Origin of the sequence: Staphylococcus sp. LKG3-1 (assembly GCF_048568385.1) — a bacterium.
Classification (GTDB): domain Bacteria; phylum Bacillota; class Bacilli; order Staphylococcales; family Staphylococcaceae; genus Staphylococcus; species Staphylococcus saprophyticus.
In genome coordinates this window covers 1,220,509-1,245,739 of the sequence record NZ_CP183796.1, presented here as the reverse complement: position 1 = coordinate 1,245,739, position 25,231 = coordinate 1,220,509, and the positions used below count along the sequence as shown (strand labels likewise).

Sequence of the window (25,231 nt, the reverse complement as noted above, 5' to 3'; positions counted from 1 at the left end):
ATTATGAAAATACTATACTTTGCAGAATTAAAAGAAATTTTAGCTAAACAGACTGAAACAATTGATTTAAGTTATGATATTACGGTAGATGATTTTACTAAAGATTTATTTGAACGTTATCCTCAAATCAAGGATAAGCAATTTCAAATTGCAGTAAATGAAGAATTCGTCAAAAGTGATGACATCGTACATCAAGATGATACAGTGGCATTAATTCCACCAGTTAGCGGAGGGTAAAAAAACATGAAAGCAATTATACTTGCCGGAGGACAATCAGAAAGATTCGGCGAACCAAAGGCTTTTGCTCAAATAAATGCGCAACCATTTTATAAGCGTATTATTGACGTTTTAGAGGGTACAAATATGTTTAATCAAGTTATTATCAGTACAAATGAGACATTAGCATCTCAATTTGATCATTCTGATATTATTATTGATGAAGATCAAAATAAGGATAAAGGTCCTTTGGCAGGTATTCAGTCAGTCATTCAGCATTATGAAAGTGAGGAACTGTTCTTTGTTGTGTCGGTTGATACACCTATGATTTCTCAAAAAGCTGTGAGTAAACTATATCAATTCATGGTAGAACACCTTATAGAAGACCAATTAGATATCGCTGGGTTTAAGGAAAAGGGCAGACCCATACCGACTATTGCTTTTTATAGTCCGCACACATTGCCATATATTGATGATGCATTAAATTCAAACGATTATAGTTTGAAAAGTGTTTATAATAAAGTGAAAAGTGATTGGTTAGATGTAAATTTAATTGAATCACCAGATTATTGGTACAAAAATATTAATTATCAACAAGATTTGGACTCTTTACAACAAGATATATTAAATAGATAAGGGGACCTAATGTTATGGTAGAGCAAATAACTGATAAACTTGGACGTCCGATTCGTGATTTAAGACTGTCAGTTACAGATCGTTGCAATTTCCGTTGTGATTATTGCATGCCGAAAGAAATATTTGGTGATGGCTTTGTATTCTTACCTAAAGATGAGTTGCTTACCTTTGATGAAATGGTACGTATTGCACAGGTATACACGCAATTAGGCGTGAAAAAAATAAGAATTACAGGTGGGGAACCATTACTAAGACGTGATTTAGATAAATTGATATACCAGTTAAATCAATTAGAAGGTGTAGAAGATATTGGTTTAACGACAAATGGTTTATTATTAAAAAAACACGGTCAAAAATTATACGATGCTGGCTTGAGACGTATCAATGTCAGCCTAGATGCAATAGACGATGCTGTGTTCCAAGCCATAAACAATAGAAATATTAAGGCTTCTACGATTTTACAACAAATTGATTATGCAGTTGCTATAGGATTTCAAGTGAAAGTAAATGTAGTGGTACAAAAAGGTGTAAATGATGACCAGATTGTACCTATGGTGCAATACTTTAAAGATAAAGATGTACAAATTCGATTTATTGAATTTATGGACGTTGGTAATGATAATGGTTGGGACTTTAGTAAAGTTGTGTCAAAAGACGAAATGCTTGAAATGATAGAGCAGAATTTTGATATTGAGCCAGTGGCACCGAAATATTATGGTGAAGTTGCAAAATATTATCAGCATAAAGATAATAAAGCACAATTTGGTTTGATAACAAGTGTTTCTCAGTCATTCTGTTCTACTTGTACACGTGCACGTCTTTCATCAGATGGTAAGTTTTATGGATGTTTATTTAGTACTGTAGATGGATTTAATGTTAAGTCATTTATGCGCAATGGCGCAACTGATAATGAATTATTCGAACAATTTAAAGCATTATGGAATATCAGAGATGACCGCTATTCTGATGAACGAACTGAACAAACAGTTGCAAATAGAAAACGTAAAAAAATAAACATGAATTATATAGGTGGATAATAAAAAATGAAATGAGTCTGGGACAAAATAGATGTCTCAGATTTTTTTTCATTAAGGCAGTAGATGACTGAATTGAAAATGGAAAGATGCCTAATTTTAATTGCCTTTTTAATAAATTTCAAGGTCAAAATGATAGGATGCTTAACCTTTAATGATATTTAATTTCGCAAAATATAAAATAGATAAAATTTGTTAATATATGTCTAAAGATATTGAGTAATACAAATTTTTTTAAGATGTTCATTTGAGATTATATAAATTATATTCAATTGAAGATAATATTTATCTGTTTCAATAAAAATAATAGATTAAATGAAGAAAGTGTTATATAATACTTTTGAAGCTTATTCATTAAATAAAGCCATAGAACACAACGAGAGTAGTCAATAAGGAGGCCATTTTTTATGGAAAGTAAAGTATCATATTTTATAAATTCTGAAAGAGCATTAAGTCAATTAAAACATTGGTTAAAATCTGTACATCGCTTATCAATAGAAGAATTTGTCATATTGTATAAAGTGTATGAAGCAAAGAAAATGAGCGGTAAAGAGTTAAGAGATACCTTGCATTTTGAAATGCTTTGGGATACGAGTAAAATTGACGTTATTATTAGAAAAATTTATAAAAAAGAGCTCATTTCTAAAGTGCGTTCAGAAACGGATGAAAGACAAGTTTTTTATTATTATAATGATATACAGAGTAAATTATTAGATGATATTATCAATGAAATTGAAAAAATTCAAATAGCACAATAGTGTGATATACATAAATTAAAACAATCAGATAGGATTACAATCAAATATCCATAAAAGTTCTGTGGGTTTATATTCGATAAGGAATGGCTAGGAGTGGATTACCTTAACTGATCCAGAAAATCTACTAACTTAATATCGTAGGGGAATATACTTTATAGTTATTTACTGTCGAACTAAAAAGAGTCTGAGACATCAAGCGGTGTCTCAGACTCTAATTTTTTAATTAAAATGAACTTAAATTTTTAACTTTTCTGCCGTGTACAAAGTAGTAAATGATCCCTGTGATTAAAACGATGATTGCCATTATTGCATAAAGTTGTGCGTAGCTCACAGCTGATGTAAAGAACCCTAATACATAAGGTCCAAATCCTAAACCTAAATCAAGACCAATAAAGTAAGTAGAAGTCGCAATACCATATTTAGCCGGCGGTGAGACTTTAATCGCAATGGCTTGCATACAAGATGAAATATTGCCGTAACCAGCACCTAAGCATAAACCAGCAATTATGAGTAACCAACCATTGTTTGTAATACTTAAAGTAAGGAAAGTAATGATTAAGAATATGAATGCTGGATAAGCTACTACATTTTCGTTTTTTTGATCCATTAATCGACCAGCAACTGGGCGTGTAATAAGTGAAGCAATTGCATAGAATATAAAGAAGTAACTTGATATTGTTACAAGATTAATTTCTTGGGCAAAAAATTGAAGAAATGTAAGAATTGATGAATAGGTTAAACCGGAAATCAACATGATAATTGCAACGGGTACAGCCTCTTTTGCAATATAATTGTGAATATTGAATTTTTTAGATTGAGTCGTTTGCTTTTTAGACTCTGTGTTACTTTCTACTTCAAATTGTAATTTAACAAAGAAAGAAATAATAAAGCTGATAATGCCACAGAGTAAGCAGATTGTGAATAATAATTTAATAGGGAAGCTATTGATTAGTAATAAACCGAAGAATGGTCCGATTGCTGCACCTATGACCAAACTTAAGGAGAATAAGCTAATGCCTTCACTCTTTCTGTCATTTGGTGTGACATAAGCTGCAATTGTTCCTGTAGCAGTTGTAGTAATACCTGTAGCAATACCATTAAAGAGTCTAGTTACCATTAAGAAAGCTAAAGAACCTTCTATAAAATAAAATAATTGTGTAACTAATAAAAAGCCTAAACCAATGAGTAATATACGTTTAGGACCAATTTTATTAACATATTTACCAGTCGTAAATCTACCTATTAATGAGCCGATAATAAATAGCCCTGTAACTAGTCCAGCAACACTATCTGAGGCGTGGTACTCTGATTTTGTATAACTAGCAATAATAACAATCAGTAGATACATACATAGATTAATTAAAAAATTAGTAAAAAAGTTAATGTTAAAACTTTTTGTCCAAATCGGTGATTTCAGAGAAGTGGATTGATTCATTTGACTATTCCTCCATATTGATAATTTGTTCATGGATCTTTTGAATGACTTGTATTGCATAGTTAAGTTCATCATCTGATAAACCAGTATTTTCAATAATTTTATCCTGTACATCACATATACGTGTATTGATTGCACCATAAAGTTGCTGTCCTTTTTCAGAAAAAGATAATAATTTTTCTCTTTTATCTTCTCCAAGTTCAATCGTAAGTAATGATTTATCAGAAAGTACTTTTAAAATCTTTCTTGTAGTTGGTTTTTCAATTGCTCGACGCTTTGAAATTTGAACGAGTGTCGTTGGTGCGTTTTGAGCAATATCTTTTAATACCAACCATTGTGCGGGATAAACATCAAATTCCTCAAATACCGGTTGGAAAAATTTAGTGTAGGGTCTATAAATAGCTGTTAGATGATTGAATATACTTTGTGAGTCCATAAGATCCTCCTTAATAGTTAGCTAGGCTAACCTATTTAACAACAAACAATATTGTAAACCTTTTTGTAGGATAAAGCAATAGTATTTTATTTTTAAAATCAAGTTATAACCTGTTTGATGTTAAAAAGACTTAAGCGAACATAAAAAATCATGCATTGATAATAAATGAAGAAATAGTGATTGAAATGAGGGCAAGCTGGTGGGAATTTCAGAAAATTTGTCATTTCTCACATTTGTAATTGAGTCAATGTATAAATAGTTGAGGAAAAGTGACAATAAGCGCCGACATTTGGTGAGTTTAATATGAAAGAAAGTTGTATGGATGTGTTATGAGAAGTAAAGTCGTATGCAATTTGTTATGATGAAGCTAAAGGAAGCTTAGGGGAGAGAAATTAATGCAATATTTGAAATTAGATCATATTATCCATTATATTCATCAGTTAGAGAACTTTAAATTTCCAGGTCATTTATTAACTTTGAACCAAGGTGGACAACATGAGCGTTTTGGTACATTTAATAGATTAGCTTATTTAGAAAATGCTTACGTAGAATTGTTGGATGTTTATAAACCGGAAGTTTTGCAAAAAATAGTGAAATCGGATGAAGGGCGTGTATCATTCCCATCTAAAATTGTGCAAGACCAATATAGTCAAGGAATGAAGACATTAGCTTTAAGTACGGCTGACATCAATCAACTTAAGGAAGATTTAGAAGAAAAAGGTATAGATGTTATCGGTCCGATTGAAATGCACAGAGAAAACATTAAAGGTGATAAAACATCCTGGAAATTATTATATATTGCAGATCCAGACTATAGAGTGAAGCCACCGTTCTTTATACAGTGGGATGAGAACGAGCAAAAAAGGAATGAAAAATTAGAAGCACTTCGCCAAAAAGAATTTATGATTAAATCCATTAATTTGCATAGTACCGAACGCGCACATACTGTGAAAAAATGGCAACATTGGTTTGATATGGACATAGTTAGTGAAGATGAGAAAGTCACAATACTTAAATTAAAACATGATGATTTGATATTTAAAATAAGTGATGGTCCTAACTCAGGATATAAATCAATAACAATTAAAGATAGTAAAACGACTTCTCCATATACTTTAATTATAAGAGGGTTAAGTTATATATTTGAGGCAGATTAATAAATGTAAATATAAGCACTATGAGCGATAATGAATATGTGTATCAATGAAATAATAAGTGTTAAAATAGTTAAATAAGTGGAAAACTTATTAGTACGCAATAACAGTAAGTAAATAGATATAACAAAAGTTAATGCTGCTAAAATAATTCTTAGACTTAAATATGAAATTGTCAGTGGTTCAATAAAAGCTTGAATAACGAAAACTAAATTAATAATTAAAAACAATCCAATAATAATACTACGCATAGTTACACCTCATTTCTAAATTTATTATAGTATATCAAATGAGTGAATTCTATGTGAAAGTTTGCTAAAAGCATTGTATAATACCAAAGTATTGAATTGATAAAGGAGACATCAGTTTTTATGGAAAAAATGAATATTACAGATCAAGCACATGATGCATTTGTTAAAGCACACCCACAAGGTGACTTATTACAATTAACGCAGTGGGCAGAAACTAAAACATTAACTGGATGGTACTCAAGACGTATCGCAGTTGGAGAAGACGATGAAATTGTAGGGGTAGCACAACTACTATTTAAAAAAGTACCTAAACTACCTTATACACTGTGCTATATTTCAAGAGGATTTGTAACAGATTATAGTAACAAGTTGGCATTAGAAACTTTACTTGAAGCTGCAATGCAAATTGCCAAAGAAGAAAAAGCATATGCTATTAAAATTGATCCAGATGTTGAAGTAGATAAAGGTGCAGACGCTTTGTCTAATTTAAGAGCGCTTGGGTTTAAACATAAAGGGTTTAAAGAGGGCTTATCTAAAGATTATATTCAACCAAGAATGACTATGATTACACCAATAGAAAAAACGGATGAAGCATTAATTCAAAGTTTTGAACGTAGAAATCGTTCAAAAGTGAGATTAGCTTTAAAACGTGGTACTACAGTTGAACGTTCAAATAGAGAAGGTTTGAAAACATTTGCTAATTTAATGCAAATAACAGGCGAAAGAGATGGTTTTTTAACTAGAGATATTAGTTATTTTGAAAATATATATGATGCATTACACCCTGATGGGGATGCTGAGTTGTTTTTAGTGAAGTTAGAACCTAAACCTGTTTTAGAAGATCTAAGACAAGAATTGCATGAACTAGAAGTTGAAAAAGCAAAACTTGCAGATAAAAAGCAGGATAAGAAGACACTTAATAAAATAAATGATGCTGATAATAAAATAACCAAAACTCAAGAACTCATTGATGAAATGGTTACTTTAGAATCAACGCATCCAGAAGGCATTTATTTATCAGGTGCTTTATTAATGTTTGCTGGTAAAAAATCTTACTACTTATATGGGGCTTCATCAAATGAGTATCGTAACTTCTTACCAAACCACCATATGCAATTTGCTATGATGCAATATGCAAGAGAACATGGTGCAACGTCATACGACTTTGGTGGAACTGATAATAATCCTGATAAAGATTCAGACCATTATGGTTTATGGACATTTAAAAAAGTTTGGGGCACATATTTAAGTGAAAAAATTGGTGAATTCGACTATGTGTTAAATGCACCTTTATATCAAATTATCGAGAATATTAAACCAAAACTTACAAAAGCCAAAATTAAACTGTCTCGAAAATTAAAAAAATAAAGCATTTCAGAATAAATAGACGCGTGCTATATAGAGCTAGAATACATTGATTCAACTTTATAGCACGCATTTTTTATGATTGCCATGGAATAATGATACGTATAGTGATGTTGAAATTTAAAAGTTCAACTAAATGTCACAGGACAAATTGTCTATAATTAATAAACTACATATTTTCAGGACCATACTTGTGGTAAATTAGAACTGTTAAAGGGATATGTGAGAGGAGAAAAACACATGATAAAAAAATTATTGCAGTTTTCATTAGGAAATAAATTTGCAATATTTTTAATGGTTTTGTTAGTTATATTGGGCGGTGTTTATGCCAGTAGCAAAATGAAATTAGAATTATTACCTGACGTTGAGCCACCAATGATTACCGTACAAACCTCCATGCCAGGTGCTACACCAGAAACAGTAAAAGAAGATGTAAGTGATAAGATTGATGATCAAATTAGATCGATGGCAGGTGTTAAGAATGTTAATGCTCAATCTATACAGAATGCATCAATGGTTACGGTTGAATATAATGAAGGTACTAATTTAGATAAAGCAGAGAACGACCTCAAAAAAGAGTTAGATAAAATAAAATTTGGGGAGAATGTTGAAGAGCCGGAGTTAACAAGAAGCTCTATAGATGCTTTTCCAATAGTTGCTTATTCATTTACTACCAATGATAATGATTTAAAAGATACAACACGAAAAATTAATAATCAGTTATTACCAAAACTTCAAACAATTGATGGGGTCCAAAATGCGCAACTTAATGGGCAGACGTCACGAGAAGTATCAATAAAATTTGACCAAGATAAATTAGAAGCAAGTGGGTTAACTAAAGAGCGTGTTCAACAGTATTTGAAAAGTGCTACAAGTGAAACACCACTAGGCCTATTTCAATTTAATGATACTGAGAAATCTGTCGTTATTGATGGTCAATTTACATCCGTTAAAGCACTTGAAAATTTAGAAATTCCGTTATCTGCAGCAGCAGGAGATAGTCAATCTCAAGGTGATGACGGAGCGTCAAGTCAAGGTGCTGAGCAACAAGCTTCTGCTTCCCAATCTGCAACTACAGCATCGAGTAGCCAATCAAGTGATTCTGAAGTACCATCCGTAAAATTAAAAGAAATTGCACAAGTATCTGCAGGCGATGAGCGGGCATCTATATCTAAAACAAACGGTAAAGATGCAGTTAATGTTCAAATTACAAAAGCACAAGATGCAAACACTGTTCAAGTTGCCAAAGATACAAAAAAAGAAATTGATCAATTTATAAAAGACAATCCGAAAATGGTTGCTACAAAAGTGATGGATACAGCAAAACCAATAGAAGATGCATTGTATACAATGATTGAGAAAGCTGCACTAGGTACCATTGTAGCGATTATCGTAATTCTATTATTTTTAAGAAATATCAGAACGACTGCCATTTCAATTGTATCTATACCCATGTCCATTTTAATTGCAATGGTTGCGTTGAAATTATCAGATGTTTCATTGAATATTTTAACGTTAGGAGCATTAACTGTTGCGATAGGTCGTGTTATTGATGATTCTATCGTTGTTGTTGAAAATATTTACCGACGATTATCTGATAAATCAGAAGCACTTAAAGGTGATCAACTCATTGTAAGTGCTACAAGCGAAGTATTTAAACCAATCATGTCATCGACGATTGTTACAATTGTCGTGTTCTTGCCATTAGCTTTTGTAAGTGGCTCTGTAGGAGAAATGTTTAGACCATTTGCACTGGCAATCGCATTTAGTTTACTAGCTTCATTACTTGTATCTATTACGATTGTTCCTGCATTAAGTGCTACTTTCTTTAAAAAAGGTGTAATACAGCATAAACAGGAAACATCGTTAGGATTTATCGGTAGAAAGTATAAATCCGTTTTGAACTGGTCATTAAATCACAAATGGATAGTCATTATTATCAGTACAATTATATTAATTGCAAGTATTGGACTTGGGGCTGCTAAACTAGGAACTAGCTTTATTTCTACGGGTGAAGATAAATATATGGCATTAACTTATACGCCTAAACCTGGAGAAACGCAAAAAGGGGTATTAGACCATGCAGAGCAAGTACAAAAATATCTGAATAGTAAAGATAAAGTGCGTACAGTTCAATACTCAGTTGGCGGTCCAACACCTAATGATCCAACTGGTAACTCTAATAGTATGGCGATTATGGTTGAGTACGATTCGAACACACCTCATTTTGATGAAGAACCCGATAAGGTGTTACAGCATATTGAAACATACAAACATCCTGGTGAGTGGTCAAATCAAGATATGGGTACTGGTGGCAGTAATAATGCTTTAGAAATTACTGTTAGTGGTCCATCATTAGAATCAATTAAAGGTTCAGTGAAGAAAGTTGAAGATGAAATAAAAGATGTCAGTGGGACTGCAAATGTTAAATCAGATTTAACACAAACCTATGATCAATATAATATTAAAATAGATCAGAATAAGGCAGCAAGTTATGGATTATCTGCTTCACAGTTAGCAATGACCTTGAATCAGAATACACCTGAGGAAAGTGTGACAACTGTTAAAGAAAAAGGGAAGTCCATAGATGTTAAAATTAAGGAAGATAAGCAAACAGATTGGTCAAAAGATAAGTTAGAAAACACAGAGTTGCAATCTCCTACAGGTCAGTCTGTGGAATTAAGTGATATTGCTGAGTTAGAAGAATCGACAACGCCAAACAAAATTGAAACGAAGGCTGGAGATGAAATCGCAACCGTTTCAGCTAAAATTACAAATGATGACGTAGGTGGTACATCACAGAAAATAATGTCGAAAGTAAATCATATCGATACACCAAGCAATGTAAAAGTTAACGTTGGTGGTGCAAATGAAGATATTAGCAATGCCATAACACAATTAGCGATGGCTATGTTAGCCGCTATTATCATTGTATATCTAGTGCTTGTATTGACATTTAAAGGCGCACTGGCACCTTTCACAATTCTATTTTCATTACCATATACCATTATAGGTGTAGTAGTGGCTTTAGTTATAACGGGAGAGACAATATCGGTAACAAGTATGATAGGTATGTTAATGCTGATTGGGATCGTAGTAACGAACGCGATTGTATTGATTGATAGAGTGATTAATAAGGAAAAACAAGGGCTTGAAATGAAAGCAGCGTTATTAGAAGCGGGTGGCACGCGTATCAGACCAATTTTAATGACGGCACTTGCAACAATCGGTGCTCTAGCCCCAATGCTATTTGGTGAAGATAGTTCAATCATTATTTCAAAAGGTATGGCTGCAACGGTTGTAGGTGGATTAATTTCATCTACATTGCTAACATTGATTGTTGTTCCGGTTATATATGAAATATTGTTTACCCTTAAACGTAAAATAGTGAATCGACAAAAACATAATAAATAAAAAATAAGGGAATGGGACAGAAATCAAATTTTTAAATAGAGATTTCGTAGTCCCACGTATGCAATCAAGGCAAGGATGACTAGGATTGAAATGTTTACCTGAGCTAAAGCTCATGCATAAGTCTCACTAGCATTTTTATGTGACATACCTCATATATTTTTGCATAAGAACTACTTTTTCAATTTATGAAAATGAGTAGTTCTTTAAATCAGTGATACTTTACATTTTCAATTCAGTCATTTACTGCCTAAACGAAAAAGAGTCTGAGACAACTAATTTATGTCCCAGACTCTTTTAATTAAACAGCGTATAGCTAAAATATTTTTGAGTATCAGAATTACCAATTAATATAAAACTAATGTTAAAATAGCATAGATTATAAATAATATAATACTGATGATATTTAAGATTTGAACCGCTTTTGGGTCTTTCTTACTATGTTTGAAAGCAGTGATTTCAACATTACCAACTAATAATAATAATATGATGAAAACCCACCAATTAATTGCAGGGAATGATAATGTCGTAATTGCAACAACAAATAATAAGAGCAAGGCCATTATAATACGCAAAATACGCGTGATAATCGTATCCATTCTAAATATGCTTATGTAACACACGATTAGATAGAGTACTGGTAAAAAGATAAGATAGAGTAGCATATTGTTACATCCTTTCTATGTTCGCCTTTAATCTTAGCATGTAAAAAAAATATTTACTAGGATGTTATTTATGTTCTTTTTGACTAATTTCTGAACGTACAGATGCAATTTCTTTTTCTATTTCTTCAAGTTGCTTTACTAAAGGGTCGACTTGTTGATTAACAGATTCTCTTTTTTCTAAGTCACCTTGTAATCGAACATAATCATATTTTAGTTCAGCTAATTTTTCATTCAAATCCATTATCGCACACTCCTTTGCGGGTAGAAAACGCCTACACCAGTTTGAATTGAATTATAACATGAAATTGAAAGCTTCTAAAATAACCAATTTATATGTTAAGGTATGAAAATAGAATGAAAACGAAATAACTTAGTGAAAGAAGGATTATTGTGACACAACAATTTATCATAATTATTTTACTCATTGCATTAGGTTATACGCTTAAAAGAATCAATTACTTTAAAGCAAATGATAGCCAAGTACTGTCGACATTAGTATTAAATGTCACGTTGCCTTCTTTAGTTATCGTGAATTTGAATGAAGCTAAATTGGATGTCTCGTTATCTATTTTACCTATTATGATGATTTTATATGGTGTCATTACAAAAGTAATAATTGTATGGTTCTTTATAAAATATGATAATCAAATTCGTGGTGCAACAGGTATGATGATGGCTTCTTTAAATATTGGCTTATTTGCTTACCCTCTGGTTGAGGCGATTTGGCCAGAAACTGGTATGATTTATTTTGGTATGGCCGATATTGGTGGCGCAATCATTATGTTTGGTGTGACTTATTTTGTAGGAAGCTATTTTAGCAGTGGTGGAGACAGTTTTGATTTTAAATATTTAGGAAAAAATTTATTGAAGTCTGTACCACTTATGACATATATTATTATGTTTATTTTAAATATGATGAATATTCATTTTCCAGACCCAGTCATTGATTTCTTTTCTGTATTATCAGGTGCAAATATGCCATTATCAATGATACTTCTAGGGTTAATGTTGAATTTTAGTATAGATAAACGCTTTTTACCAATTGCTATTAAGTATTTAGTAGCGCATTATGGTCTTGGTATCATTGCTGGCTTACTTGTTCACTTTTTCTTGCCAGTGAATGATGAAATGATAAAGACTACATTACAAGTAGCATGGCTCTTACCAGTAGGTGTAGCGATTATACCTTATTCAATTCAGTTTAAATATAAAACATTGCCTCTAGTAGGGATGGTTACTAATTTAACAATCGTGATTAGTATTATTATCTTGTATATTTATCAGATGTTGTTTGTTTAAAGTGCTCTAAAATTTAATAATAAAAAGAAACATGATCAATATAAAACGATTATTGGTCATGTTTTGTTTCTTAATAAGTATTAATTTATGCAATTAATATATAGATAAATAAAAAGACAGAAAGCGCGTGATAGCATTCGCTTTCTGTCTTTTGTTGATAGCAATGAGATTAGCCTTTACCACCCATAAATGCAGGATAGTTTGTCATACCACCATCAACATATATTGTTGTACCGTGAATATAGTCTGCTAAATCTGAAGCAAGGAATCTTGCAACATTAGCCACTTGTTGTGCGTCGCCTATAACTTTGGCTGGAATCATTTCAAGTGTTTCTGCACGCGTTTGCGGATCTGAGAATTTTTCTTTTGTATGTTCTGTTACGATAGCACCAGGAGATATATTGTTAATGCGAATGCCATACTGTGCATATTCCATTGACATTGTTTCCATCATTAATTTTAAACCGCCTTTACTTGCAGCATAATTCACATAGTTTGGCCATGGAATTTTATCGTGAACACTTGATGTATTAATGATAATACCTGGTTTATCTTCTTTTAAAAATTGATTAACAGCGGCCTTAGCACCTATGAATGCACCGGTTAAATTAATATCAATGACTTTTTGCCACTCATCTAAGGGCATTTCGTGCGTAGGAATTGGTTTTTCAAAACCAGCATTGTTAATCATGATATCTAAAGTACCAAATGTATCAACTGCAATTTTGACTAATTGTTCGACGTCTGCCTCTTTAGAAACATCAGCATATGCTTTAATCGCTTTACCACCAGCGTCTTCTATTAGTTTTATAGATTCGGCAACAGCATCTAAGCTACTTTCTGAACGATAGTTAATGACAACATTTGCTTTTTCTTTACCGAATTGTTCTGCCATTGCTTTACCAATACCGCTACTACCACCTGTAATCACAACTACTTTATTTTCTAAATCTGTAAACATATATTGAAGCCTCCTTAAAAGTTATTCCTACAAAAAGGTTTAGAACAGACGTGTTGTTAATTTGGAATAGTATAATTAACGTTGAACGCTATGTCGATGTTCTAAACTTAATGATGTGTAATATATTAAATGATGCCTAACCTTTTAAATTACCTAATATAAAGGCTGCAATGATTATTAATACAATCCCAGCCCAAATACCAATCATTTGGCGTTTGTCTTTTCTTTCTCCTAGTAAGAAGATACCACCAAGTGTAGATACAATTACTAATAATTGTGAAAATGAGAAACTTGTTGCTACACCAACTTTAGGTTGTGAATAGAACATAAATAAATTACCAATTCCCCAAATGACACCTGGGATAATATTCCACATAGTACTTTTTACTGATGTCTCATGTTTAGCAGAAAGTATTAAACCGCCAATAGCCATACCTATTGATTGGAAGAAGAGGGCATTCATTCCATCTACACCAAATATTTGTGCTACGACTACATAAACAACGTAACCTACTGTAGAAATAATCAATATAGGAATTGCTTTGCCGAATTTATTGTTACCGCCTGAAGCTTCATTTTTACCTTTAATTGAAGTTAATGCGATACCAATTACTAATAACACCATAGCAACTAAACCTAATGTAACTTGAATTCCTGTACTCCATTCTCCAAGAAAAATAGCACTGAATAATGTCGTACCAACTAATTGTAAACCAGTAGAGATTGGCATCGTTTTTGAAACACCAATTAGACTAATTGATTTAAGTTGATAACCCTGACCAAGCGCCCAAAATGCACCTGAGATTAAACCAACAATAATGACGGCGAGGTCATCAAATTTTGCATTACCTGTAAGTAGTAAAATAATTCCGATAATTAATGTACCTAATGTTGTCCCTCTAATTTGATTATATGGGCCACCACCAACAAGCACGTTAATTAAAACAACACTACCCCAGAATAATGCAGGCAATAACGCAATTAACAAATCCATATATATACTCACTCTTTCTATTATATTGTCCCTCGAGAATAACCATCTTTGGTTGTTCCTGAACTTCTAGTTTAAAACAAAATATTACGTTAGTAAAAAATATTAAATTAAAAAGAACGATTTCTTTGTTTATTATGTTTTAAACATACATTTTATTTGTGTATTAACGAACTTGTTTTGCTTGCTTCTTAATTAAAAATCAGCCAATATGTGCAGCAACGTATTTGAATTTTTTATATTCATAATTGATGTTGAAGCCTAATTCATGAAATCGTTCCACGAGTGTATTATTTTTACTGCGAATTTTGAAATAAATCTTATCAACATCATAATTTGAAAATGTATATTGAAGCGCGTAAGATAATAAATCAAAAGCAATACCCATAAATCTATAGTCAGTGTGTGAAGAAAAATATTTGATTTCAGCTTTTTTCGTATTTTCAAAAACTTGTAAATAAAGATAACCTTTTAATAAGCCTTCAGACATAAATATAAATAATTTATTGTGACTATCTAACGATTCAATGATTTCTTCTGCAGTCATCACATCGTGTTTAAAGGTATCATGGTGTAACTTCTCGAATAGTCGATAATAAGCAGGTTGGTAGGTGGTAATGTTTTGAGCATGATCAATTTTGCCTATATCTTGTGTAGATATGAGATGATAATCCGTAAAACTATAGGAAGCTTCAATTTCTTTCATAAAAGGCATGTAATCTTGTTCCGTTTCCTCGAATGAAAAATTAAAATTCGCAGTCTCCGGTTTGCTTTGAACCAAAGCTTCAAATAAAGTTTTAAAATTTTCTTCAGTGAGTGAAAGTGATTTCCTGACAAAAGGACCGAGCACTTTATATTTATTTTCTTCATATTTAAATGCAAGCATGAGCATTTCAATTTGTACTTGGTCATCAACTTGTGCAAATACGCCTGGATCCTCTAAGGATTGTCTAATCGTTGCTTCAACATCATCGTGTGCTTGTGGCAGCTTGTATAAGTACGATGTGTAGTGGTAATCGGCTTCATTTATAAACTTTACAATTTGATCATAGTTATTTAATTGAACAATTTTCATAACAATACCTCCGTATAATGATCTATTAAGTTAATTATAAGAACTTTTCGATGTAAATGGAAGTTTTGATGTGCTACATACATGTTACAATAAATATAATACTGAATTTGAAAGGGCGAAATTATGAAATCACTGATTATAGCTGAAAAACCTTCAGTTGGTAGAGACATTGCCAATACGCTAAACATTAATGAAAAACGTAATGGATATTTTGAAAATAATAAATATATTGTTACATGGGCATTAGGGCATTTAGTAACAAATGCGACACCAGAACAATATGATGCAAGTTATAAAGAATGGAAATTGAATGATTTACCGATTATACCCAATAAAATGAAAACAATTGTGATAAGTAAAACGAGAAAACAATTTTCGACAGTGCAATCATTAATTAATAATAATAAAGTAAAAGATATTATTATTGCGACAGATGCAGGACGAGAAGGAGAACTGGTTGCTCGTTTGATATTGGATAAAGCGCATAATAAAAAACCGATCAAGCGTTTATGGATTAGTTCTGTAACCAATAAAGCAATCAAAGAAGGTTTCAATAAACTGCAAGATGGACGTAAGTTTAATAATCTATATCATGCTGCCTTAGCACGAAGTGAAGCAGATTGGATAGTTGGTATTAATGCTACACGTGCACTGACTACAAAATATGATGCACAACTCTCATTGGGTCGTGTACAGACTCCGACCATACAATTAGTTCAAATGAGACAAAATGAAATTAATCACTTTAAACCTCAGACCTATTATACAATGAAACTCAATGCGGCTGGTTTAACTTTCCATTGTACTAAGCCACAGTCGCATCCTGATAAAACTGTTTTGGAAAGTATAAAAAAAGCAATCGATGGGCAATCCGGGCACATTGCATCGATTAGCAAGACACATAAAAAAGCATATCCACAACAATTATATAATTTAACGGATTTACAACAAGATGCTTATAAACGATTTCATCTTGGACCAAAAGAAACTTTGAATACCTTGCAAACGTTGTATGAACGTCATAAGTTAGTAACTTACCCACGTACTGATTCTAACTATTTAACAGATGATATGGTTGATACGCTTAAAGATAGATTGAAAGCGATTATGGCCACTTCATTAAAAGATATGGCTAAAGCACAAATGTCACAAACATTTTCATCAAAACAAAGATTTGTTAATAATAATAAAGTATCTGATCACCATGCAATTATTCCCACAGAAGTGCGTCCAGATATCAATCAACTTAGCCAAAGGGAATCTAAAATTTATATGATGATTGCTCAGAGATATTTAGAAAACCTAATGCCACCACATGAATACGAAGCAATCGCCATTGAACTCAAAGTAGGGCAGCATACATTTACTTTTAAGGACAAAGTAACTACTAAATTAGGGTTTAAAGCAATTTATGAAAATAAAGAAAGTATAAATACTCAGATAGATCAGTTACAGAAGGGTACAAAGCTTAATGTAACTAAAATTCTAATAGAAGAACATGAGACAACGGCACCACCTTATTTTAATGAAGGATCACTTTTGAAAGCGATGGAAAGCCCACAAAAATTCTTTGATTTAAGCGATAAAAAACACGATAAAACATTAAAAGATACTGGCGGTATAGGTACGGTTGCAACGAGAGCGGATATCATAGAAAAGCTATTTAATATGAACGCTATTGAAGCTCGTGATGGTAAAATAAAAGTTACGTCAAAAGGGAAACAAATATTGGAATTAGCGCCACAAAAACTCACTTCTCCATTATTAACAGCAGAATGGGAAGAAAAACTTCTACTCATAGAACAAGGGAAATATAATGCGAGCCAATTCATCTCTGAAATGAAAGCTTTTACAAATCAGGTAGTCAATGAGATTAAAGAAAGTGAACAAAATTATAAACATGACAACCTAACAACGACTGAATGTCCTACGTGCGGCAAATTTATGATTAAAGTCAAGACGAAAAACGGCCAAATGTTAGTGTGTCAGGATCCACAGTGTAAAACTAAAAAAAATGTACAACGTAAAACAAACGCACGTTGTCCAAACTGTCATAAAAAAATGACGCTGTTTGGTCGAGGCAAAGACGCAGTATATCGTTGTGTTTGTGGACATACTGAAACACAAGCTCAAATGGATAAACGACACAAAAATAAAAAATCAGATAAAGTAAATAAAAAAGATCTGAAAAAATATATGAATAATGATGAAGGTATTGAAAATAACCCGTTTCAAGATGCTTTGAAGGGTTTAAAGTTCTAAATAATTCGAACAAATAGTTAAAAATTTTAAGTAAGGTTCGTGTTTGCTATTGTAAAATAGTTCGTTTGGTATTAAAATATGTAAGTATTTTAAAAAAAGGAGAACTAACCGTGAAAAAGTACTTCAAGTTTGATAAACACGAAACAAACTATAAGAAAGAGATACTTGGCGGGCTTACAACATTCTTGTCGATGGCTTATATTTTAGCTGTTAACCCTCAAGTACTTAGTTTAGCCGGCGTCGATGGTGTTTCTGAAAATATGAAAATGGACCAAGGCGCAATATTTGTAGCTACAGCATTAGCGGCGTTTGTAGGCTCGTTATTTATGGGATTAATAGCAAGGTATCCGATTGCATTAGCACCTGGTATGGGATTAAATGCATTTTTCGCATTTACTGTTGTTTTAACAATGGGTATACCATGGCAAGTCGGACTTACAGGCGTATTATTTTCAGGATTAGTTTTCGCAGTGTTAACGATGACGGGGCTTCGAGAGGTCATCATCAATGCCATACCTTATCAAATGAAAATGGCTGTCTCGGCTGGGATTGGATTATTTATTACCTTTGTCGGCTTACAAAGTTCAGGTATAATTGTTAAAAATGATTCTACACTAGTTACATTAGGACATATCACAGACGGACCTGTATTACTTACTATTTTCGGTATCGTTGTGACAGTAATACTTTATGCTATTAGAGTACCTGGCGCGATTTTTATAGGAATGGTTTTAACATCTATCGTAGGTATGTTCACAGGGCTGATACATACACCTAGTGGTATCGTTGGACAAGTACCTAGTATTGAACCGACGTTTGGCGCTGCGTTTGAAGCATTTAAGGATCCTAGTCAATTATTAACGGTTCAATTTTTAATCGTTATATTAACTTTCCTATTCATTGATTTCTTTGATACAGCTGGTACACTCGTTGCTGTGGCAACTCAAGCTGGGATTATGAAAAATAATAAATTACCACGAGCAGGACGTGCGTTGTTCTCTGACTCACTAGCAACAATCGTTGGTGCAATCTTTGGTACAACTACGACGACTTCATACATTGAATCAAGCTCAGGTGTGGCAGTAGGTGCAAGAACCGGCTTTGCGAGTGTGGTTACAGGTTTCTGCTTCTTGTTAGCTATTTTCTTTAGTCCATTGATGGAGGTAGTAACCAGTGCGGTGACTACGCCTGCGTTAGTAGTAGTAGGTGTCTTAATGGCAGCTAACTTTGCTGAAATTGATTGGAAAAAATTCGAAGTAGCAGTTCCAGCATTTGTAACGATTATTATGATGCCTTTATCTTATTCTATTGCAACAGGTATTGCTTGTGGATTTATCTTTTATCCAATTACAATGTTAATTTCAAAACGTCATAAAGAAGTACATCCAATAATGTATGCACTGATGATTTTATTTATATTGTACTTTATCTTTGTTCACGGATAACAAAACGAAATAAAAGCACATTGTTCTGTCATTTAGACATTGAACAATGTGCTTTTAATTTTATTATTTGAATGAAAGTATAAGTGTTTAGGAATTAGTTTTGTTCTTGCATAAATAACTAAAATCGAGTTTCTTCATTATATATATTTTAAAGTTATAGTAGTTTAAGCGGATAACCAGATCAAAATGCTTAGAAGAATTTATGACACATACCGTTGGATTGCGCTAATTACATTTGAGGTGGGCAGGTATCCTACGATAATAATTAATGATCCTTACGTCGATCTTCCGTATAAATTACCTTTGCGTATTTGTTTGGTACATATAGTGGTGTAGATAATAAAATGAAAATGAAAAATAGCATTAAAAAGAATAAAATCCAATGGATAACCATACCAACAAGTGGAATGAAAGCCAAGAAAGAACCAATCACACCTAATAAAGGAATAAACATCATTGGCTTAATAGAATTTTGTTTATCTACTATTAATATAATCATCATTATAAAGTAGAGTAGCGCGTTAATAAGTAAAGGTTGCCAACCAAAACTTAAAACAATGCTTCCACCTAAGAATGGAATTCCGTAAACCAATTCACTAACTATGAGTAAGACAGATAATACTAACAATGTCATACGTATACCACGTTTCATATAATTCACCACCTAACTGTTTTTAATTATAAAGGAAAGTAAACTATTAGAATAATAATATGAAGAGAGATTAATAAAAATTTTACAAAGAACTAAAAAAAATACAAAAGAGGTTGAAGTGCGTTTCCTAATAAAGTACAATAACAAAGTATGTGTTAGACAAAAAGTTTCAAAACTTTTGCAGAAAAGCTTGATAAATCACTGTTTATCATGTATCATATCTAATGTTGGACTTTAAGAACACGCGATGAAGCGAAAGGTTACTGACACACCCGGCCGCTTTGCCATGGCGCTGTGTGAGATAGTTTTCGTGGAGAAGTCTATCACTTAAATGTAGACGATATAAGGAGGGAAAATTATGGCAAAACAAAAAATCAGAATCAGATTAAAAGCTTATGATCACAGAGTAATCGATCAATCAGCAGAAAAAATTGTTGAAACAGCGAAACGTTCTGGTGCAGATGTTTCTGGACCAATTCCGTTACCGACTGAAAGATCAGTTTATACTGTTATTCGTGCCGTGCATAAGTATAAAGATTCACGTGAGCAATTCGAACAACGTACTCATAAACGTTTAATCGATATTGTTAACCCTACACCAAAAACAGTTGATGCTCTTATGGGCTTAAACTTACCATCTGGCGTAGACATCGAAATCAAATTATAATAGAAAAAATTAGGAGGTGGACTTTCGATGACCAAAGGAATCTTAGGAAGAAAAATCGGGATGACACAAGTTTTCGGAGAAAACGGTGATTTAATCCCTGTAACAGTAGTAGAAGCAAGCCAAAACGTTGTATTACAAAAGAAATCTGAAGAGATTGATGGATACAACGCTATCCAAGTAGGCTATGAAGACAAACAAGCTTATAAAAAAGATAGCAGATCAAGCAAATATGCTAACAAACCAGCTGAAGGACATGCTAAAAAAGCAGGCACAGCACCTAAGCGCTTCATTCGTGAATTCAGAAACGTTAATGTTGATGAATACGAAGTAGGTCAAGAAGTCTCAGTTAATACATTTGAAGCTGGAGACGTAATTGATGTAACAGGCGTATCTAAAGGTAAAGGTTTCCAAGGTGCCATTAAACGTCATAATCAAGCACGTGGTCCAATGTCACATGGTTCTCATTTCCACAGAGCCCCAGGTTCTGTAGGTATGGCATCAGATGCTTCAAGAGTCTTTAAAGGACAAAAAATGCCTGGACGTATGGGCGGTAACACTGTAACAGTTCAAAACTTAGAAGTTGTACAAATTGACGCTGAAAACAATGTTATTTTAGTAAAAGGTAATGTACCTGGTCCTAAAAAAGGATTTGTAGAAATCACATCATCAATCAAAGGTAATAAATAATATACAACGAAAGGAGGAATTGCATAATGGCTAATTATGATGTATTAAAAGTAGATGGAACTAAATCAGGTTCAGTTGAACTAAGCGATGCAGTATTTGCAATCGAACCAAACAACAACGTTCTTTTTGAAGCAATTAACTTACAACGTGCTTCATTACGCCAAGGTACTCACGCTGTTAAGAACCGTTCAGCAGTACGTGGTGGTGGACGTAAACCATGGAGACAAAAAGGTACAGGACGTGCGCGTCAAGGTACAATCCGTGCTCCACAATGGCGTGGTGGTGGTATCGTATTCGGACCAACACCAAGAAGCTACTCATACAAAATGCCTAAGAAAATGCGCCGTTTAGCATTACGCTCAGCATTATCTTTCAAAGTACAAGAGAAAGGCTTAACTGTTGTTGATGCATTAAACCTAGATGCTCCAAAAACAAAAGAGTTCAAAACTGTACTTTCTAATTTAGAACAACCTAAAAAAGTATTAGTAGTAACAGAATCTGAAGATGTGAATGTTGCTTTATCAGCACGTAACATCCCTGGTGTTCAAGTAACTACAGCTCAAGGTTTAAACGTTCTAGATATCACAAGCGCTGACAGTGTAGTAATTACAGAATCAGCTGCTAAAAAAGTTGAGGAGGTGCTCGGATAATGGAAGCAAGAGACGTTCTTAAGCGCCCCGTAATCACTGAAAAATCTTCAGCTGCTATGGCTGAAGACAAATACACATTCGACGTTGATACTCGTGCTAATAAAACACAAGTTAAAATCGCTGTTGAAGAAATCTTTGATGTAAAAGTTGATAATGTAAACATCATTAACTACAAACCAAAGAAAAAACGTATGGGCCGTTACCAAGGCTATACAAACAAAAGACGCGTAGCAATCGTTAAATTAAAAGAAGGATCAATCGATCTTTTCAACTAAAAAACATTACCAATAAGGAGGTAAACGACAATGGCTCTAAAAAAATATAAGCCAATTACTAATGGTCGTCGTAATATGACTAGTTTAGATTTCGCTGAAATCACGAAAACTACACCTGAAAAGTCATTATTACAACCGCTACCGAAAAAAGCGGGACGAAATAACCAAGGTAAATTGACAGTTCGCCACCACGGTGGAGGACACAAACGTCAATACCGTGTTATTGACTTCAAACGTAATAAAGATGGGATCAATGCTAAAGTTGATTCAATACAATATGATCCAAACCGTTCAGCAAACATTGCGTTATTAGTTTATGCTGATGGTGAAAAACGCTATATCATCGCTCCAAAAAACCTAAAAGTAGGTCAAGTTCTTGAAAGCGGTGAAGAAGCAGATATTAAAGTAGGTAATGCATTACCATTACAATTCATTCCAGTAGGTACAGTAATCCATAACATCGAGTTAAAACCTGGTAAAGGTGGACAAATTGCTCGTTCAGCTGGTGCTAGTGCACAAGTACTTGGTAAAGAAGGTAAATATGTATTAATCAGATTAAGATCTGGCGAAGTACGTATGATTCTTTCAACTTGCCGTGCTACTATTGGTCAAGTTGGTAACATCCAACATGAACTTGTAAACGTTGGTAAAGCAGGACGTTCTAGATGGAAAGGCATTCGCCCAACAGTTCGTGGTTCTGTAATGAACCCTAACGATCACCCACACGGTGGTGGTGAAGGTCGTGCACCTATCGGTAGACCATCTCCAATGTCACCTTGGGGTAAACCTACGCTTGGTAAGAAAACTCGTCGTGGTAAAAAATCTTCAGACAAACTTATCGTTCGTGGACGTAAGAAAAAATAAAAATAACTTATTTGCGTGTGCGGCTTAATAGCTGCACGCACACAATAAGAAGGGAGGCGCCACTATGGCTCGTAGTATTAAAAAAGGACCTTTCGCTGACGATCATCTAAAGAAAAAAGTTGAAGCTCAAAGCGGAAGCGAGAAAAAACAAGTAATCAAAACTTGGTCACGTCGTTCAACTATTTTCCCTGATTTTATCGGACATACATTCGCTGTATATGATGGACGTAAACATGTGCCTGTATTCGTAACAGAAGATATGGTTGGTCATAAATTAGGAGAATTCGCACCAACTCGTACTTTCAAAGGACACGCTGCAGACGACAAAAAAACTAGAAGATAATTTCTAACAGGTAGAGGAGGAAATTCGAATGGAAGCAAAAGCGGTTGCTAAAACAATAAGAATCGCACCTCGTAAAGTTAGATTAGTATTAGATCTAATTAGAGGTAAGAGCGCTGGAGAAGCTATTGCAATTTTAAAATTAAAAAACAAAGCTTCATCACCAGTAGTAGAAAAATTACTAATGTCCGCTTTAGCTAATGCTGAACATAACTATGACATGAACACTGATGAATTAATAGTTAAAGAAGCTTATGCTAATGAAGGACCAACATTAAAACGTTTCCGTCCACGTGCACAAGGTCGTGCAAGTGCAATTAACAAACGTACAAGCCACATTACAATCGTCGTAAGTGACGGTAAAGAAGAAGCTAAAGAAGCTTAATATATTTTTTAAGGAGGGTACACTGTGGGTCAAAAAATTAATCCAATCGGACTTCGTGTTGGTGTAATCCGTGATTGGGAAGCTAAATGGTATGCAGAAAAAGACTTCGCATCATTATTACACGAAGATTTAAAAATCCGTAAGTATATTGATAACGCATTACAAGAAGCATCAGTTTCACACGTTGAAATTGAACGTGCTGCTAATCGTATCAACATCGCTATTCATACTGGTAAACCAGGTATGGTTATCGGTAAAGGCGGTTCAGAAATTGAAAAATTACGTAACAAATTAAACTCATTAACAAACAAAAAAGTACACATCAACGTTATCGAAATCAAAAAAGTTGATTTAGATGCTAAATTAGTTGCTGAGAATATTGCACGCCAATTAGAAAACCGTGCTTCATTCCGTCGTGTACAAAAACAAGCTATTACAAGAGCAATGAAAATTGGTGCCAAAGGTATCAAAACACAAGTTTCAGGTCGTTTAGGCGGAGCTGACATCGCTCGTGCTGAACAATATTCAGAAGGAACTGTTCCACTTCATACACTACGTGCTGACATTGGTTATGCACATGCAGAAGCTGACACTACTTACGGTAAATTAGGTGTCAAAGTATGGATTTATCGTGGAGAAGTTCTTCCTACTAAGAACACTAGTGAAGGAGGAAAATAGTAATGTTACTACCAAAACGTGTAAAATATCGTCGTCAACATCGTCCTAAAACTACTGGTCGTTCTAAAGGCGGTAACTATGTAACATTTGGTGAGTATGGTTTACAAGCAACTACAACGTCTTGGATCACATCTCGTCAAATCGAATCAGCTCGTATTGCAATGACTCGTTTCATGAAACGTGGCGGGAAAGTTTGGATTAAAATCTTCCCACATACACCTTACACTCAAAAACCTTTAGAAGTACGTATGGGTGCTGGTAAAGGTGCAGTAGAAGGTTGGATTGCAGTAGCAAAACCAGGTAGAATTTTATTTGAAATCGCAGGCGTAAACGAAGAAGTTGCGCGTGAAGCATTACGTTTAGCAAGTCACAAACTTCCAGTTAAAACTAAGTTTGTAAAACGTGAAGAATTGGGTGGTGAAACAAATGAAAGCTAAGGAAATTAGAGACTTAACCACTTCAGAAATCGAAGAACAAATCAAATCTTCAAAAGAAGAGCTTTTTAACCTACGCTTTCAGTTAGCTACAGGTCAATTAGAGGAAACTGCACGTATTCGCACAGTAAGAAAAACGATTGCACGTCTAAAAACTGTTGCTCGTGAAAGAGAAATTGAACAAGGTAAAGCGAATCAATAATTC

Annotated in this window: 28 protein-coding genes; 20 read left to right on the top strand and 8 right to left on the bottom strand. The window is 33.5% G+C overall.

Features of this window, described 5'->3' with window-relative positions:
* Positions 1-3 precede the first annotated feature (3 nt).
* From moaD to ACM595_RS06280, 4 genes are all read left to right on the top strand, one after another.
* Positions 4-237 (top strand): molybdopterin converting factor subunit 1, encoded by a 234-nt coding sequence (gene moaD / locus ACM595_RS06295; protein ID WP_002482593.1) that lies wholly within the window; start codon positions 4-6, stop codon positions 235-237.
* Between the two features lie 6 nt (positions 238-243).
* Positions 244-852 carry a molybdenum cofactor guanylyltransferase MobA gene (mobA, locus tag ACM595_RS06290; RefSeq protein ID WP_002482594.1) on the top strand — a complete coding sequence of 203 codons (609 nt, stop codon included), beginning with the start codon at positions 244-246 and terminating at the stop codon, positions 850-852.
* Between the two features lie 14 nt (positions 853-866).
* Positions 867-1,889 carry a GTP 3',8-cyclase MoaA gene (gene moaA, locus ACM595_RS06285; protein ID WP_069821521.1) on the top strand — a complete coding sequence of 341 codons (1,023 nt, stop codon included), beginning with the start codon at positions 867-869 and terminating at the stop codon, positions 1,887-1,889.
* Positions 1,890-2,293: 404 nt separating this feature from the next.
* A complete protein-coding gene (locus tag ACM595_RS06280) occupies positions 2,294-2,644 on the top strand; it encodes a transcriptional regulator, SarA/Rot family (protein WP_002482596.1) in 351 nt (116 codons plus the stop codon).
* 223 nt (positions 2,645-2,867) lie between these two features.
* On the opposite strand, the gene ACM595_RS06275 is transcribed toward ACM595_RS06280, so the two are convergent.
* Both ACM595_RS06275 and ACM595_RS06270 read right to left on the bottom strand, forming a co-directional pair.
* Complete coding sequence (locus ACM595_RS06275) at positions 2,868-4,079, bottom strand: MFS transporter (protein WP_069821520.1); 1,212 nt, start codon at positions 4,077-4,079, stop codon at positions 2,868-2,870.
* A 4-nt stretch (positions 4,080-4,083) separates the two neighbouring features.
* Entirely contained in the window at positions 4,084-4,515 is a 432-nt protein-coding gene (locus ACM595_RS06270) for a MarR family winged helix-turn-helix transcriptional regulator (protein ID WP_037537915.1), read from the bottom strand.
* A gap of 395 nt (positions 4,516-4,910) precedes the next feature.
* Between ACM595_RS06270 and ACM595_RS06265 the strand changes: the two genes are divergently transcribed.
* The 3 genes from ACM595_RS06265 to ACM595_RS06255 all read left to right on the top strand — a co-directional run bounded on the left by ACM595_RS06265 (position 4,911) and on the right by ACM595_RS06255 (position 10,699).
* Positions 4,911-5,672: a VOC family protein gene (locus tag ACM595_RS06265; protein ID WP_002482599.1), complete on the top strand. Its 762-nt coding sequence runs from the start codon at positions 4,911-4,913 to the stop codon at positions 5,670-5,672.
* Between the two features lie 368 nt (positions 5,673-6,040).
* On the top strand, positions 6,041-7,288 hold the full coding sequence (locus tag ACM595_RS06260; RefSeq protein WP_002482600.1) for a lipid II:glycine glycyltransferase FemX: 1,248 nt from the start codon (positions 6,041-6,043) through the stop codon (positions 7,286-7,288).
* Between the two features lie 237 nt (positions 7,289-7,525).
* Positions 7,526-10,699 (top strand): efflux RND transporter permease subunit, encoded by a 3,174-nt coding sequence (locus ACM595_RS06255; RefSeq protein ID WP_419744478.1) that lies wholly within the window; start codon positions 7,526-7,528, stop codon positions 10,697-10,699.
* Between the two features lie 344 nt (positions 10,700-11,043).
* Here ACM595_RS06255 and mspA read toward each other — a convergent pair whose 3' ends face one another.
* Both mspA and ACM595_RS06245 read right to left on the bottom strand, forming a co-directional pair.
* Positions 11,044-11,361, bottom strand: coding sequence for a membrane stabilizing protein MspA (mspA, locus tag ACM595_RS06250; RefSeq protein WP_037537921.1), 318 nt, complete (start codon positions 11,359-11,361; stop codon positions 11,044-11,046).
* A 64-nt stretch (positions 11,362-11,425) separates the two neighbouring features.
* On the bottom strand, positions 11,426-11,602 hold the full coding sequence (locus ACM595_RS06245) for an SE1832 family protein (RefSeq protein WP_002482603.1): 177 nt from the start codon (positions 11,600-11,602) through the stop codon (positions 11,426-11,428).
* Between the two features lie 149 nt (positions 11,603-11,751).
* Here ACM595_RS06245 and ACM595_RS06240 point away from each other — a divergent pair, with 149 nt between their 5' ends.
* Positions 11,752-12,660 (top strand): AEC family transporter, encoded by a 909-nt coding sequence (locus ACM595_RS06240; RefSeq protein WP_002482604.1) that lies wholly within the window; start codon positions 11,752-11,754, stop codon positions 12,658-12,660.
* Between the two features lie 169 nt (positions 12,661-12,829).
* Here the strand turns inward: ACM595_RS06240 and ACM595_RS06235 are convergent, their stop codons facing one another.
* The 3 genes from ACM595_RS06235 to ACM595_RS06225 all read right to left on the bottom strand — a co-directional run bounded on the left by ACM595_RS06235 (position 12,830) and on the right by ACM595_RS06225 (position 15,687).
* Positions 12,830-13,621: a glucose 1-dehydrogenase gene (locus ACM595_RS06235; protein WP_002482605.1), complete on the bottom strand. Its 792-nt coding sequence runs from the start codon at positions 13,619-13,621 to the stop codon at positions 12,830-12,832.
* A 136-nt stretch (positions 13,622-13,757) separates the two neighbouring features.
* Positions 13,758-14,615 carry a RhaT/GlcU family sugar-proton symporter gene (locus ACM595_RS06230; protein WP_011302593.1) on the bottom strand — a complete coding sequence of 286 codons (858 nt, stop codon included), beginning with the start codon at positions 14,613-14,615 and terminating at the stop codon, positions 13,758-13,760.
* A 199-nt stretch (positions 14,616-14,814) separates the two neighbouring features.
* Entirely contained in the window at positions 14,815-15,687 is an 873-nt protein-coding gene (locus tag ACM595_RS06225; RefSeq protein ID WP_069821518.1) for a GNAT family N-acetyltransferase, read from the bottom strand.
* Positions 15,688-15,810: 123 nt separating this feature from the next.
* Between ACM595_RS06225 and ACM595_RS06220 the strand changes: the two genes are divergently transcribed.
* Positions 15,811-17,949, top strand: a complete 2,139-nt coding sequence (locus ACM595_RS06220; RefSeq protein ID WP_002482608.1) for a DNA topoisomerase III — start codon at positions 15,811-15,813, stop codon at positions 17,947-17,949.
* Between the two features lie 110 nt (positions 17,950-18,059).
* Positions 18,060-19,394, top strand: a complete 1,335-nt coding sequence (locus ACM595_RS06215) for an NCS2 family permease (protein WP_011302596.1) — start codon at positions 18,060-18,062, stop codon at positions 19,392-19,394.
* 265 nt (positions 19,395-19,659) lie between these two features.
* Here ACM595_RS06215 and ACM595_RS06210 read toward each other — a convergent pair whose 3' ends face one another.
* Positions 19,660-20,046, bottom strand: coding sequence for a hypothetical protein (locus tag ACM595_RS06210; RefSeq protein ID WP_041079114.1), 387 nt, complete (start codon positions 20,044-20,046; stop codon positions 19,660-19,662).
* 358 nt (positions 20,047-20,404) lie between these two features.
* On the opposite strand from ACM595_RS06210, the gene rpsJ reads away from it, so the two are divergent.
* From rpsJ to rpmC, 10 genes are all read left to right on the top strand, one after another.
* Positions 20,405-20,713, top strand: a complete 309-nt coding sequence (gene rpsJ / locus ACM595_RS06205) for a 30S ribosomal protein S10 (protein WP_002482611.1) — start codon at positions 20,405-20,407, stop codon at positions 20,711-20,713.
* Positions 20,714-20,740: 27 nt separating this feature from the next.
* The gene (gene rplC, locus ACM595_RS06200) at positions 20,741-21,400 is read left to right on the top strand and encodes a 50S ribosomal protein L3 (protein ID WP_037537923.1); all 660 of its coding nucleotides are present in this window, start codon (positions 20,741-20,743) and stop codon (positions 21,398-21,400) included.
* 26 nt (positions 21,401-21,426) lie between these two features.
* The gene (gene rplD / locus ACM595_RS06195) at positions 21,427-22,050 is read left to right on the top strand and encodes a 50S ribosomal protein L4 (protein WP_002482613.1); all 624 of its coding nucleotides are present in this window, start codon (positions 21,427-21,429) and stop codon (positions 22,048-22,050) included.
* Positions 22,050-22,325 carry a 50S ribosomal protein L23 gene (gene rplW, locus ACM595_RS06190; protein WP_002482614.1) on the top strand — a complete coding sequence of 92 codons (276 nt, stop codon included), beginning with the start codon at positions 22,050-22,052 and terminating at the stop codon, positions 22,323-22,325. The genes rplD and rplW overlap by 1 nt, the downstream gene beginning before the upstream one ends.
* 30 nt (positions 22,326-22,355) lie before the next feature.
* Positions 22,356-23,189, top strand: a complete 834-nt coding sequence (gene rplB, locus ACM595_RS06185; RefSeq protein ID WP_002482615.1) for a 50S ribosomal protein L2 — start codon at positions 22,356-22,358, stop codon at positions 23,187-23,189.
* Positions 23,190-23,253: 64 nt separating this feature from the next.
* Complete coding sequence (gene rpsS / locus ACM595_RS06180; protein ID WP_002482616.1) at positions 23,254-23,532, top strand: 30S ribosomal protein S19; 279 nt, start codon at positions 23,254-23,256, stop codon at positions 23,530-23,532.
* Positions 23,533-23,560: 28 nt separating this feature from the next.
* On the top strand, positions 23,561-23,914 hold the full coding sequence (gene rplV / locus ACM595_RS06175; protein WP_002482617.1) for a 50S ribosomal protein L22: 354 nt from the start codon (positions 23,561-23,563) through the stop codon (positions 23,912-23,914).
* Positions 23,915-23,938: 24 nt separating this feature from the next.
* Positions 23,939-24,592: a 30S ribosomal protein S3 gene (gene rpsC, locus ACM595_RS06170; RefSeq protein ID WP_002482618.1), complete on the top strand. Its 654-nt coding sequence runs from the start codon at positions 23,939-23,941 to the stop codon at positions 24,590-24,592.
* 2 nt (positions 24,593-24,594) lie between these two features.
* Positions 24,595-25,029, top strand: coding sequence for a 50S ribosomal protein L16 (gene rplP, locus ACM595_RS06165; protein WP_002482619.1), 435 nt, complete (start codon positions 24,595-24,597; stop codon positions 25,027-25,029).
* Complete coding sequence (gene rpmC / locus ACM595_RS06160; RefSeq protein WP_002482620.1) at positions 25,019-25,228, top strand: 50S ribosomal protein L29; 210 nt, start codon at positions 25,019-25,021, stop codon at positions 25,226-25,228. Before rplP ends, rpmC begins: the two co-directional genes overlap by 11 nt.
* Positions 25,229-25,231 lie beyond the last annotated feature (3 nt).